The organism is Campylobacter concisus (assembly GCF_902460545.1).
Taxonomy (GTDB): domain Bacteria; phylum Campylobacterota; class Campylobacteria; order Campylobacterales; family Campylobacteraceae; genus Campylobacter_A; species Campylobacter_A concisus_AE.
On the sequence record NZ_CABPUE010000012.1, the window covers coordinates 34,692 to 46,665 of the forward strand.

General features: G+C 39.2%; 13 protein-coding genes and 1 pseudogene. 8 read left to right on the forward strand and 6 right to left on the reverse strand.

Going from position 1 to position 11,974, the window contains the following annotated elements:
• Both FZ949_RS09400 and FZ949_RS08895 read left to right on the forward strand, forming a co-directional pair.
• On the forward strand, positions 1 to 676 hold a 676-nt coding region (locus FZ949_RS09400; RefSeq protein WP_187424727.1), incomplete at its 5' end, for an adenylosuccinate lyase.
• Positions 677 to 714: 38 nt separating this feature from the next.
• The gene (locus tag FZ949_RS08895; protein WP_103580326.1) at positions 715 to 1,458 is read left to right on the forward strand and encodes a hypothetical protein; all 744 of its coding nucleotides are present in this window, start codon (positions 715 to 717) and stop codon (positions 1,456 to 1,458) included.
• On the opposite strand, the gene FZ949_RS08900 is transcribed toward FZ949_RS08895, so the two are convergent.
• The 6 genes from FZ949_RS08900 to FZ949_RS08925 are packed head-to-tail and all read right to left on the reverse strand — an operon-like array spanning position 1,459 to position 7,031.
• Positions 1,459 to 2,709: an RNA polymerase factor sigma-54 gene (locus tag FZ949_RS08900; RefSeq protein WP_223155877.1), complete on the reverse strand. Its 1,251-nt coding sequence runs from the start codon at positions 2,707 to 2,709 to the stop codon at positions 1,459 to 1,461.
• 3 nt (positions 2,710 to 2,712) lie between these two features.
• Entirely contained in the window at positions 2,713 to 3,441 is a 729-nt protein-coding gene (gene lptB / locus FZ949_RS08905) for an LPS export ABC transporter ATP-binding protein (protein WP_103559271.1), read from the reverse strand.
• The gene (tsaE, locus tag FZ949_RS08910) at positions 3,434 to 3,832 is read right to left on the reverse strand and encodes a tRNA (adenosine(37)-N6)-threonylcarbamoyltransferase complex ATPase subunit type 1 TsaE (RefSeq protein WP_103559270.1); all 399 of its coding nucleotides are present in this window, start codon (positions 3,830 to 3,832) and stop codon (positions 3,434 to 3,436) included. Before tsaE ends, lptB begins: the two co-directional genes overlap by 8 nt.
• Positions 3,832 to 4,077 (reverse strand): RNA-binding S4 domain-containing protein, encoded by a 246-nt coding sequence (locus FZ949_RS08915; RefSeq protein ID WP_072594226.1) that lies wholly within the window; start codon positions 4,075 to 4,077, stop codon positions 3,832 to 3,834. The genes tsaE and FZ949_RS08915 overlap by 1 nt, the downstream gene beginning before the upstream one ends.
• A gap of 33 nt (positions 4,078 to 4,110) precedes the next feature.
• Positions 4,111 to 4,938 (reverse strand): alpha/beta hydrolase, encoded by an 828-nt coding sequence (locus FZ949_RS08920; protein ID WP_103580328.1) that lies wholly within the window; start codon positions 4,936 to 4,938, stop codon positions 4,111 to 4,113.
• Positions 4,932 to 7,031 carry a TonB-dependent receptor domain-containing protein gene (locus tag FZ949_RS08925; protein WP_103580329.1) on the reverse strand — a complete coding sequence of 700 codons (2,100 nt, stop codon included), beginning with the start codon at positions 7,029 to 7,031 and terminating at the stop codon, positions 4,932 to 4,934. Before FZ949_RS08925 ends, FZ949_RS08920 begins: the two co-directional genes overlap by 7 nt.
• A 202-nt stretch (positions 7,032 to 7,233) precedes the next feature.
• Here FZ949_RS08925 and FZ949_RS08930 point away from each other — a divergent pair, with 202 nt between their 5' ends.
• The 6 genes and pseudogenes from FZ949_RS08930 to FZ949_RS09405 form a co-directional block, all read left to right on the forward strand.
• A complete protein-coding gene (locus FZ949_RS08930) occupies positions 7,234 to 8,457 on the forward strand; it encodes an argininosuccinate synthase (RefSeq protein WP_103580330.1) in 1,224 nt (407 codons plus the stop codon).
• Positions 8,458 to 8,480: 23 nt separating this feature from the next.
• Entirely contained in the window at positions 8,481 to 8,927 is a 447-nt protein-coding gene (rplI, locus tag FZ949_RS08935; protein ID WP_103580331.1) for a 50S ribosomal protein L9, read from the forward strand.
• Positions 8,928 to 9,461, forward strand: coding sequence for an ATP-dependent protease subunit HslV (gene hslV, locus FZ949_RS08940; RefSeq protein WP_002940451.1), 534 nt, complete (start codon positions 8,928 to 8,930; stop codon positions 9,459 to 9,461).
• A gap of 8 nt (positions 9,462 to 9,469) precedes the next feature.
• A complete protein-coding gene (gene hslU, locus FZ949_RS08945; RefSeq protein WP_103580332.1) occupies positions 9,470 to 10,792 on the forward strand; it encodes an ATP-dependent protease ATPase subunit HslU in 1,323 nt (440 codons plus the stop codon).
• The gene (gene era, locus FZ949_RS08950) at positions 10,789 to 11,658 is read left to right on the forward strand and encodes a GTPase Era (protein ID WP_103580333.1); all 870 of its coding nucleotides are present in this window, start codon (positions 10,789 to 10,791) and stop codon (positions 11,656 to 11,658) included. Before hslU ends, era begins: the two co-directional genes overlap by 4 nt.
• A gap of 59 nt (positions 11,659 to 11,717) precedes the next feature.
• Positions 11,718 to 11,974: pseudogene (locus tag FZ949_RS09405) on the forward strand (C4-dicarboxylate ABC transporter); the annotation flags it as partial.

Here is an 11,974-nt window from a genome sequence, read left to right on the forward strand (position 1 = left end):
ACGCAAGTGCTTTTTAAAATTTATAAAAAAACTTTATGAAAAGCAAAGTGATGATAAGCTTGATATTCGTTTTGCAAACTATAAAACCATAAAACTTGGCTTTGTTCAAAAAAATACCCTAACTCCAGTCATTAGCCTAAACGTAAATTTTGTAAAAAATGAAGTCAAATTTGAACTAAAAGATGCACTTTGCAGAGATTTTGCTAGCTACATCAGTGAGAGTCTGGTAAAAAGTAATGTTATTTTTAGCAAAAATGATGATTTTTTAAACATCACCATCTCAAATGACAACGACATAAACACATTAAACAAACTACTCTACAAAAGAAGCTATCCAAAATTTAGCGTAAATTTTATCTATAATGAAAAAGACTACAAAGCCTTTAAACAAGGCATAAAAATAAAAAGCTCAAGTAAATTTGTAAGCAGATTTTCTGTGCTTGCAAATTTACTTGAGGAAAATTTTGGGATTTTGGGTTGCAAAAAAGATGATGACTTTGAAACTATCAGACAAAGCTACCTTTCGCTCGTAAATATCTATCACCCAGATAGGCATGCCAACAAAAATCCTCTCATACAAGAAGAATATGCAAAGAAATTTAAAAATATTCAATCTGCTTATGAGAGCCTAAAACCATACTTTAAAAATCAAGAAAATTTTGTGATGGTTGGCTAGAGTACGGCTTGCCACAAGAGTTATTAAAGAGAGCAAAAATGAATGGTGAAATGTTTAATATATGCGCCATTATTGTTGCCGCAAAGCAGGCCATAAAGTCAAATTCTCCTATCCTGTATAATGGCACTAGCTACGAAAATAGTATAAATTTTCACTTTCTCTCAGGCCATAGGGCAAATGGCGTAAATGAGTGGTTTGAGCACGCATTAAAACTTGGATTAAGCGATGTAAGACTTACTGCAAATTTAACTGGCTCATCAGATGAACGTTTATTGCTTAGCTTTTCAAACTCTACCGCAAAATCGATCATCTGTATTTTTAAAGAGTACATGAGCTGCTTCGTACCCTACTGGAAATACAACAAAGATCAAAGAGGCTGGGACATAATATATAAAGAATTTGGTCTTGAAAAAGATGTAAATTTAGAAAATTTTAGCGACAACACAGAGACTTTTATGGCCATACTTACTAAGATAGCGGCCTTTGCAGATGAGATAGAGTGTGAGAATTTTGGTGAGTGTTTTCGCAGGGCTTTAAAATCACTTGGATATTCAAACAATGATGATCAAAAGATATTTAATGCACCGCTTATGCCAAAGAAAAATTTAGCTCTTTTTACTGCGGCAAGCTTGGCTGATGTCTTTGGCGGTATGGGCTCTTGGAACGACGATGCAGCGGGCATGGCACAATATAAAAAACGCGGCAAAGAGTACGAAGAGCTTAGTAACGAGCTTTTTACGCAGATGCGTAAGGCCATACTTTTTGCTGTAAATGAGTGGTAGCTAGCCGTTTATATGATAGATCTTTTTTCGCTGGCTTGAGCTACTGATGTTTAGGATTTTGCGGTATTTGGTGATGGTTCGGCGAACTATTTGGATGTTAAATTTAGCTTGGATTAGCTCTTGGATTTTTAGATCAGAAAGTGGCTTTTTGTGATCTTCATTTTTGATAAGCTCTAGTAAAAATTCCTTTATCGCGGCGTTTGAAGTCTCCTCGTCAAAGCCAGTTGCGAAGAAATTTTTAAGTGCGACCGTACCTCTTGAGCAGCTTAGATATTTGTTTGCGATCGCCCTTGAGATGGTTGAAGGGTTGCGTCCAAGCTCGTCAGCTAGGTCTTTTAGCTTCATAGGCTTTATGTCGCCGCCCAAAAAATAGTCATACTGATACTCAACTATCATGAGCCCTATCTTATAAAGTGTCGCCTTTCTCATCTCAAGGGCGTCTATGAGCTCGCTCGCCTCTTTTATGCGCGAGCTTACAAAGGCCTCTTTCTCGTCTAATCCCTCGGTATCAACCAAAATTTCTGGATAGTACTCATCATTTATCTGCACACTTATGCCACTACTTGTGCTTAGCACGAAGATGTCAGGCACTGCCTCTTTTTCATCTTCAAGATACTCAATGGCCGGGGGATTTTTAAATTTTTTTATGATCTTTAGCGCATCGTCGTAAAATTTAAGCTTTCTAAGCTTTTCTATATTTTCAAAATTTAAGATGATCTTTCTTGCGCACTCTATGATCTCATCACCTACTTCTGCCTCACTTAGCTGAAACAAAAAGCTCTCTTTCACATCTTTTGCGCCAACGCCACATGGTTCAAGGTGGGCAAATCTCGCCCTAACCCGCTCCACTTCGTCCTCATTAAAGCCCGCAAAAATTTCATCATCATAAGAAAAATAGCCCTCATCGTCTAAGCACTCGATGATCTTATATGCGATATCTTGAGACTTTTGCGTGGGAAAAAGTGGCGGATTGATTTGACTAATTAGCTTTTCATAGAGGCTTTCTTTGTAAATACTTAAAGCCTCGATGCTCTCACTAACAGAATTTTTGCTAACTTGTTCGAAAAAATTTCGCTTTTTTTCGCTTTTTTCTAAATTTTTATGTTCGATCGTGGCAAATGGATTGTCTTTTATAAAAGGCTCAAGCGTCTCTTTTAGCTCATCAAGCCCGCTTTGAAGGATAGGAAGCCAGCTTCTTAGCGTTTGGTTTAGTTTGATCTTTGGCGCTAAAGTTTGCTTTTGCCTTAGCATCATCTACTCAAGCAGCTTAAATTCTTCGCCAAGATAGTGCGTTCTAACGAGCTTGTTGTTTGCCACTTCGCTCGCACTGCCACTTGCTAGTAGCGAGCCATCTTTGATGACGTAGGCCCTGTCACAAATAGCTAGCGTCTCACGAACGTTGTGGTCAGTTATCAAAACGCCGATGCCTAGCTTTTTAAGGTCTCTAACGATGCTTTGGATGTCGCTAACTGCGATAGGATCGACGCCTGCAAATGGCTCATCAAGAAGTAAAAATTTTGGCTTTATGATGAGGCTTCTTGCGATCTCACAGCGCCTGCGCTCGCCGCCACTTAGGCTAACGCCCTTTCTTAGGCGGATAGGCTCGATATTTAGCATATTTAGCATCTCATTTACTCTTTTTGCTATCTCTTCTTCGCTTTGATTTAAAATTTCAGCACCAAGAAGTAAATTTTCTTCGACACTTAGCTCTTTAAATATGCTTGATTCTTGTGGCAAATAGCCAATACCAAGGTGTGCTCTTTTGTGAAGTGGGACATTTGTGATCTTTTCGTCGTTTAAAAAGACATCTCCACTAGTTGGCGAGATGAGCCCACAGATCATATAAAAAGTGGTCGTCTTTCCAGCGCCATTTGGCCCAAGAAGCCCCACCACTTCGCCACTATTTACCTCTAAAGATATGCCTTTTATGATCTCACTTTTCTTAATCGTCTTTTTTAGATCTTTTACTTCTAGTTTATGCACTTATAACCTCGTATTTTCTGCCATTTTTGCTAGGAGAAATTTTTACTAACGTATAGCTCTCGCCATTTTTCTTTAGAGCTTTTTCTAAATTTTCATCGCCCCACTCTACTAGATGAAGCCCCTCTTCAAATAAATTTTCAAAAAGGCCATTTTTTGCCATCCCGTCAAATCCGATCTGGTAAATGTCGTAGTGGTAGATATCTTTACCATAAATTTGCATTAAAGAAAACGTAGGCGACGTCACGCTCTCATCTATGCCATGAGCCTTAATGATCGCCTTTACAAGCGTCGTTTTGCCACTTGCTAGATCGCCACTTAGTAGTACCACGCCACTTTTTGGAAGCACTCTTACAAGCTCACCAAGCTCATTTTCTAAAAGCTCAAAAACCATCAAAGCTCTTTTACATATTCGCTTTGAGCGCTTTTTGGTATGCTTTTTGTAGTTGGGATCGCTAGCACCTCGTATCTCGCCTCGCGCGTTAGAAATTTGATGCTAACCACATCGCCAACCTTAACATCTTTTGCCGCTTTTGCCTGCACGCCGTTGATGCTCACAACGCCGCTTTTGCACATATCTTCGCTAACGGCACGCCTTTTTGTGATATTTACTACGTTTAAAAATTTATCTACTCTCATGCGGCAGATTTTAACAAAAATAGCCTTAAATTTTTAATCCTTTAGATATTTTAAAAGCTCTTTTAAATTTAGAGGTATGACGCTACCATGGGTTTCGTTTTTATAAAACTCAAAGTGAGAATTTATGCCACTTTGCTTTAAAATTTGGGCTAGATCGCTCGCCTTTAAAGTGCCAGCTTTATCAGTTTTGCCCTTTCTCTTTTCAAGCTCGCCAACGCTAAGAAAGACAAATTTAGCCTTTAGTTTTTCTTTAAATTTACCCTCACTCACATTTTGCTTTAAAATTTCAGACTCGCCCCACCAAAGAGACGGCGAAGCGATAAAGAAATTTGAAAAAATGCCCTCATTTTTAAGCAAGGCATAAAGCGTAAAAAGACCGCCAAAAGAGTGGCCATAAAGGCTCTTTTGGCTATTTTGCACATTAAATTTCTGATCGATTAGTGGGACTAAATTTCTAGTTAAAAAGTGGTAAAACGCATCAGCGCCACCACCTTTGCTAAACTCCTCACCCTCTGCCTTTGGCGTGAGGTCTCTTGTACGTTTTTCTACCTCATAGCTTTTGTCTGTGTCATATCCTATGCCTATTATTAGTGGTGCAGCCTTGCCATCAAATTCATTTAAAAGCATGTTAAACTGGGCGTTTGCATCAAGTAAGAAAAGCACATTTTTAAACTCATTTTGCCCCTTTAGCTTGGCTGTGAAAATTTTATAAATTTCATCATTTGCACTCATTTTAAAGGTTGAAATTTCAAATTTACTAGCAGATTTTTGGCTAAGTGGCTCAGGCGTTTGACTAGGTCCTGCGTGCAAAGCCTGCGTCACGCCAAGCGTAAAAAGCAAAAATTTAAACACTCTTACCATTTTGCAGCGACCTTAAACCAAAATCTCCTGCCCTCTTGCGGATACCAGTAGTAATTGCCGTCGTCTGCTAGCGCCTCATCGTATCTTACCTTATCAAAGATGTTGTAAGCATTTAGGCTAAGCGTTAGATGCTTGTTTGCATCCCAGCTTACGCCTGTATCAAATGTGAGTAAATTTTTATTATTTTCACTCACTTTATTGCCAGGGCCAAATTTCACACTAGTAAGCTTGCTCTCATAGTTTGTGGTGAAGAATGTTTTTACACTCTTAATTGGTTTATAAGCAAGTGTTGTATGAAATGCATGCTCTGGGGTTGCTGTTAGGCTTTTTGCATCAAGTCTACCAAGATTTGTCTCACTAAATTTCATAGGGCCTCTTGGCGTATTTATCGTTGGGTTGCCAGTTTTTATCTTTGACTTATTATAGGTGTAGTTTGAGGTTAGATTTAGATTTGAAAGGATGTCATAGTCGCCACTTAGCTCCACGCCCCAAACGGTCGCACCTTCAATATTAAAGTAAGTTCCCCAGCCAGGGCAAGTAACGTCTGGTGCATTTGTGCAAGTACCAAAAGCTGGAATTCTATTTACATTACTGCCGTCAGTATCTAGGATCTTGTCTTTAAATTCATTTTTAAAAAACATTACCGAGCCTCTAAAATCAGCCTGATTGTCATAATATGCACCAACTTCATAAGTTATACTTTTTTCTGGCTTTAGATCTTTGTTTCCAAAATCAACTATTTTCCAAGCATTTTGAATAGTGCCTACTTCTGGGGAGATTTGATTGACATTTGGCGTTTTATAGCCAGTTGCTACGCCGCCTTTTAGACTTAGCGTATCTGTGGCATTATAGACTAGGTAGGCTCTTGGCGAGAGGTGGTTACCAAAAAATTCGTTGTGCGTGAGTCTTGAGCCAAGCGTTAAAAATAGCTTCTCATCTAAAATTTGCCACTCATCCTCGATAAATCCCGCATGCTCACTCATTGAGTAACTTTTTGGATTTTTAAGACCATTCCTTGAGGCGTTTGAGACGATGAAGGTCGTACCAACATTTTGTTTGCTAAAGTCATAGCCAAAAGTTAGTGCGTGAGCACCAAGAAAGGTTGTAAATTTTGAATTAAAGTTGTGATTTTTGGCTTTTGCAGGTATGAGGCTGTCAAAAAGGCTCGTTCTTTGTGTCTCATCATAAATGTAGCTAAGATCGGCATTTAGGTTATCAAATTCGCCAAGATAGCCCACGCCATAGCTCTTTTTCTCATAGTCATAGGCGTTTAGAAGTCTATTTGTTCTAGTAGTGGCTGACTTTCCAACAGTTCTTGAGTAATCATGCCTTTCATTTGAGCCAAGGATGAAAAATTTATTGTGTTCATCTGGCGTGATCCAAAGTTTTGCACTTAAATTTCTCTTATCGCTCTTTTGATAACCGCCTTTGTAGTTGTCCTCATCTCTTAGCTTTTTATAGCCCCAAAGCTGAAGCGCTAAAAAGTCTTTATAAAGTGGCAAATTTAGATAAAAGTCGCCTTGCCTGCCATTACCTATGCCTTTATGCGTGTTTATTGTGGTTGAGATGCCGACATTGCCGCTAAATTTTGAAAAATCCTTTTTAGTGATGATATTTATCACGCCACCAACCGCGTCGCTACCATAAAGCGAGCTCATAGGACCACGGATGACCTCTATACGCTCGATCGCCTCGGCTGGTGGGATGAAATTTGAGTTCATATCCCCTGCTCCGCCCTTTGGATTTGCGCTGCTTGAATTTACTCTTTTGCCATCAATTAAAACTAGCGTTTGAGAGCTTTCCATACCGCGTATCGAGATACCGCTAGCTGGACCATCCTCACCGCCAACGACATTTACGCCTGGCACCTTTTGGGCGATAGAGTGGAGCGAAGTAAAGCTATCTTTTGTAAGCTCATCGCCGCTTATCACGCTTATGCTCGCAGGTGCTTCTTTAATCTGCTGCGAAAAGCCACTCGCACTTACTACAACGCCATCAAGCCTTGTTTCGTTATTGTCTTTATGCTCTGCTCCAAAGAGCGAATTTGCCACGCAAACGCTAAGGCAAATGGCGATAAATTTTGTTTTTCTCACGACTATCCTTTTAAAAATTTAATTTGAAAAAGTTTGAAATTTAGCGAAGTATCTTTTAAAACAATATTAATTATCATAATTTTAAATACTAATCTTTTTTATAAAAATTTCTAATAAAAAACTTACATTATTTATTAAATTAGTTTATTAAAAATTAATCAATTTAGGCTAAAATACGACCATTTTAACAAAAGGAAGAGCTATGAAAAAAGACGTAAAAAAAGTGGTTTTAGCATACTCTGGCGGACTTGACACAAGTATCATTTTAAAATGGCTTCAAGATGAATATAACTGCGAAGTAGTCACATTTACAGCTGACATTGGCCAAGGCGAGGAGCTAGAGCCTGCACGCAAAAAAGCCTTAGCACTTGGTGTAAAGCCTGAAAATATTTTTATAGAAGATTTAAGAGAAGAATTTGTACGTGATTATGTATTTCCAATGTTTAGAGCAAATGCAGTCTACGAGGGCGAGTATCTGCTTGGCACTTCGATAGCGCGCCCACTAATAGCAAAACGCCAAAGCGAGATCGCAAGACTTGTTGGCGCTGATGGCGTGAGCCACGGAGCAACAGGCAAAGGCAATGACCAAGTTCGCTTTGAACTTGGATACTACGCGCTTGGCGACAACCTAACTATTATAGCTCCATGGCGCGAGTGGGATTTAAATAGCCGCGAAAAACTTTTGGCATATGCTGAGAAAAACGGCATAGATATCACCAAAAAACCAGGCAAAAGCCCATACTCAATGGATGCAAATTTACTTCACATAAGCTATGAAGGTCTAGTACTTGAAGACCCAAGTCACGCACCAGAAGATGATATGTGGAGATGGACAGTAAGCCCCAAAGATGCTCCAGATAAGAGTGAGATCATCGAGATCGGCTATGAAAAAGGCGATCCAGTGAGCATAAACGGTAAAAAAATGAGCCCAGCTGAAATTTTAACCGAGCTAAACCGCCTTGGCGCAAAACACGGTATCGGCAGACTTGACATCGTAGAAAACCGCTCAGTTGGTATGAAGAGCCGTGGTTGCTACGAAACTCCAGGCGGCACGATAATGCTAAAAGCTCACAGAGCGATCGAGAGCATCACGCTTGACCGCGGTGCGGCTCACTTAAAAGATGAGATCTTGCCAAAATACGCCGAGCTAATTTACAACGGCTACTGGTGGTCACCTGAGCGAAATATGCTCCAAGCTCTCATCGACAAGAGTCAAGAGCACGTAAATGGCTCTGTAAAAGTTGAGCTTTATAAAGGCAACGTGACTATCCTTGGCAGAAACAGCAAAGATGATAATCTATTTAGCGAGGCATACTGCACATTTGAAGAAGATAGCGTTTATGATCAAAAAGATGCAGAAGGATTTATCAAACTAAACGCACTTCGCTTCATCATCGCACGTAAAAATGGGCGAAAATTTGACTAAAAATAAAATTTAAAAGGACAAAAATGAAAGTATTATTAATAAAAGATGTAAAGGCGCTTGGTAAAGCTGGCGAGATAAAAGAGGTAAAAGACGGCTATGGCAATAACTTCTTAATCGGCAAAGGCTTTGCAAAAGCAGCTACTCCAGACGTTCTTCGCCAATATGAAGCAGCTCAAAAAAGAAAGGCCGAAGAGCTAAAATATGAGATCGCAAATTTAGAAAAGCTAAAAGAAGAGCTTGAAAAAGTGACAGTTGTTATCAAAAAAACTCTTGGCGCAAATGGCTCGCTTTTTGGCTCAGTTTCAAAAGAAGAGATCGCAGCAGAGCTTGAAAAAAAGCATCATTTAGTTGTCGAGAAAAAAGCGATCGACATGGACACTCATCTAAAAGCTGTCGGCCTTTATGATGTTCATGTAAAGCTTGGACACTCGATAAATGCGAGCTTGAAGGTTGATGTGCAAGGAGAGTAGATGTTTCATGCAACAACTATCTTAGCCTACAAAGGCAAAAATAAAGCGGTTATCGGCGGCGATGGACAGGTGAGCTTTGGTAACACCGTCTTAAAGGGCAACGCCGTAAAAATTCGTAAAATTCATAACGGCAAAGTCCTAGCTGGCTTTGCCGGCAGCACTGCTGATGCGTTTAACCTTTTTGATATGTTTGAGAAAAATTTAGAGCATACAAAGGGCGATTTGCTAAAGGCGGTTATAGAATTTAGCAAAGAGTGGCGCAAGGACAAGTATCTAAGAAAGCTTGAAGCGATGATGCTTGTGCTTGATAGAGATAAAATTTTCTTACTTAGTGGCACTGGAGATGTTGTGGAACCAGAAGATGGCAAGATAGCAGCTATCGGAAGTGGTGGCAACTACGCACTTTCAGCGGCCCGTGCCTTAGATAAATTTGCCGATATAGACGAAGAGGAGCTAGTCAAAGAGAGCCTTAAGATTGCCGGCGAAATTTGCATCTATACAAATACAAACATCAAAACTTATGTTTTAGAATAAGAGAGAAAATGAACTTAACACCAAGAGAAATTGTTAAATTTTTAGATGACTATGTGATCGGTCAAAAGGACGCCAAAAAGATCATAGCGATCGCACTTCGTAACAGATATCGCCGTATGAAGCTTGAAAAGAGCTTGCAAGATGACATCATGCCAAAAAATATTTTGATGATAGGCTCAACTGGCGTTGGTAAAACTGAGATCGCAAGGCGTCTTTCAAAGATGATGGGGCTGCCATTTATAAAGGTCGAGGCTAGCAAATATACCGAGGTTGGCTTTGTTGGTCGTGACGTTGAAAGCATGGTAAGAGACCTTGCTATGGCGTCATATAATCTCGTAAAAAACGAGCAAAGCGAGAAAAATCAAGATAAAATCAACTCCTACATCGAAGAAAAGATCGTTTCAAAGCTACTTCCACCACTTCCAAAAGGTGCTAGCGAAGAGAAGCAAGCAGAGTACGCAAAGAGCTATGAAAAAATGCTAAATAGGCTAAGAAATGGCGAGCTTGACGAGCTAAGCATCGAGATTGAGGTGCAGCAAAACCCACTTGAAGCTGGCTCAAATGTGCCACCTGATATGGCGCAGATGCAAGAGAGTTTTATAAAGATAATTGGCATCGGTGGCAAAAACATCAAAAAAGAGATGAAGGTAAAAGACGCCAAAAAAGCCCTTCAAAGTGAAGCAAATGATAAAATTTTAGACCTTGAAAGTGTAAAAACTGAGGCTTTAAGAAGAGCTGAAAACGAGGGCATCATCTTTATAGACGAGATCGATAAGGTTGCCGTTGGCTCAGGTAGCTCAAATAGACAAGATCCTAGCAAAGAAGGTGTGCAAAGAGACTTGCTGCCTATCGTTGAGGGCTCAAATGTAAATACTAAATTTGGAAATTTAAAGACAGATCACATTTTATTTATCGCAGCTGGCGCCTTTCATATAAGCAAGCCAAGCGATCTCATCCCAGAGCTTCAAGGCCGTTTCCCACTAAGAGTCGAGCTTGATAGCCTTGATGAGGACGCGCTTTATCAAATTTTAACTCAGCCAAAAAATTCGCTTTTAAAACAATATATCGCGCTTCTTTCAACTGAAAATGTCGAGTTAGAATTTGACGATGAAGCGATAAAAGAGATAGCAAGGATCGCTCACGCAGCAAATGAAAAGATGGAAGATATCGGTGCTAGACGCCTTCACACGGTGATCGAGCGCGTGATAGAAGATATCAGCTTTGAGGCTAGCGAAAAGAGCGGCGAGAAGATAAGTGTGACAAAAGAGCTCGTAAAAGAGTGCCTAAAAGACGTGGTCGAAGATCAAGATCTAGCGAGGTATATACTTTGAAATCAGGCTTTGTTAGCATCATAGGACGCACAAATGCTGGCAAAAGCTCGTTTTTAAATGCTTTATTGAACGAAAAGATCGCCATTGTCTCGCACAAGCAAAACGCAACTCGCAGAAAGATAAATGGCATCGTTATGAATGGTGAAGATCAAATCATCTTCACCGACACGCCAGGACTTCATGAAAGCAACAAGGTGATAAATCAACTGCTAATTAGCCAAGCGATAAAATCGATGGGAGATTGCGATCTCATCGTATTTTTAGCGCCTATTCATGATGGCACAGAGGACTATGAGAAATTTCTGGCACTAAATCCTGAAAAACCACATATTTTAGTTCTGACTAAAGTTGATGAAAGCTCAAACGTGAAAGTTTTAGAAAAGATCACCCAGTATCAAAAATTTCAAGATAAATTTGAAGCACTTCTTACTTTTAGCACCAAGCAGCCAACCTATAAAAAGCCGCTTCTTGATGAAATTTGCAAGCTTTTGCCAGAGCATGAGTACTTTTATGATCCAGAATTTCTCACGCCGACAAATGAGAAGGAAATTTTTAGAGAATTTATACTTGAAGCGATCTATGAAAATTTAAGCGACGAAATACCTTATCTTAGCGATGCGATTATAAAAAGTGTAAAAGAAAAAACAGGCATCACTGAAATTTATGCGAGCATCATCACGGAGCGTGACATCCACAAAAGTATGATCATCGGAAAAAATGGTGAAACTATTAAAAGAATAGGAATTTTTGCAAGAAAGTTAATACAAAATTTAACCGGATCAAAGGTCTTTTTGAAACTCGATGTAATCGTTAAAAAAGGCTGGAGTAAAGAAGAAAAGAGCCTTAATAAAATAATTGGATATTGATTTTTTATTGTAAAAATATTAAAATACAGCCCAATTAGAGCATTATGAGGTAAATTTTTATGTTAAAGCTTAGAAAAATTAACGATAATCCAATCGTTACGCTAGATCCTTATGAATATGAAGGTTTTAGATTTTCTAATAGCAATGTCAATACGCTAAGTCTTTCAAAGAATATTTTAAAGCGAGACTTTTTTATATCTTATATCGAGTACAAAGATATAATAACAGCTACCATAAACATCTCAAGAACAATAGATGATGAGGATATTGAAAACAATATCTCTATCAAAATTTATGAAGAGCTCTCTCTTGATCC

What these genes read in the sequence shown, in the direction of transcription:
- FZ949_RS08900 (WP_223155877.1), bottom strand. Translation starts at nt 2,709, where the DNA reads ATGCTAAGGCAAAAGCAAACTTTAGCGCCAAAGATCAAACTAAACCAA.
- hslV (WP_002940451.1), top strand. Translation starts at nt 8,928, where the DNA reads ATGTTTCATGCAACAACTATCTTAGCCTACAAAGGCAAAAATAAAGCG.
- rplI (WP_103580331.1), top strand. Translation starts at nt 8,481, where the DNA reads ATGAAAGTATTATTAATAAAAGATGTAAAGGCGCTTGGTAAAGCTGGC.
- FZ949_RS08920 (WP_103580328.1), bottom strand. Translation starts at nt 4,938, where the DNA reads ATGGTAAGAGTGTTTAAATTTTTGCTTTTTACGCTTGGCGTGACGCAG.
- tsaE (WP_103559270.1), bottom strand. Translation starts at nt 3,832, where the DNA reads ATGGTTTTTGAGCTTTTAGAAAATGAGCTTGGTGAGCTTGTAAGAGTG.
- hslU (WP_103580332.1), top strand. Translation starts at nt 9,470, where the DNA reads ATGAACTTAACACCAAGAGAAATTGTTAAATTTTTAGATGACTATGTG.
- FZ949_RS08915 (WP_072594226.1), bottom strand. Translation starts at nt 4,077, where the DNA reads ATGAGAGTAGATAAATTTTTAAACGTAGTAAATATCACAAAAAGGCGT.
- FZ949_RS08930 (WP_103580330.1), top strand. Translation starts at nt 7,234, where the DNA reads ATGAAAAAAGACGTAAAAAAAGTGGTTTTAGCATACTCTGGCGGACTT.
- FZ949_RS08895 (WP_103580326.1), top strand. Translation starts at nt 715, where the DNA reads ATGAATGGTGAAATGTTTAATATATGCGCCATTATTGTTGCCGCAAAG.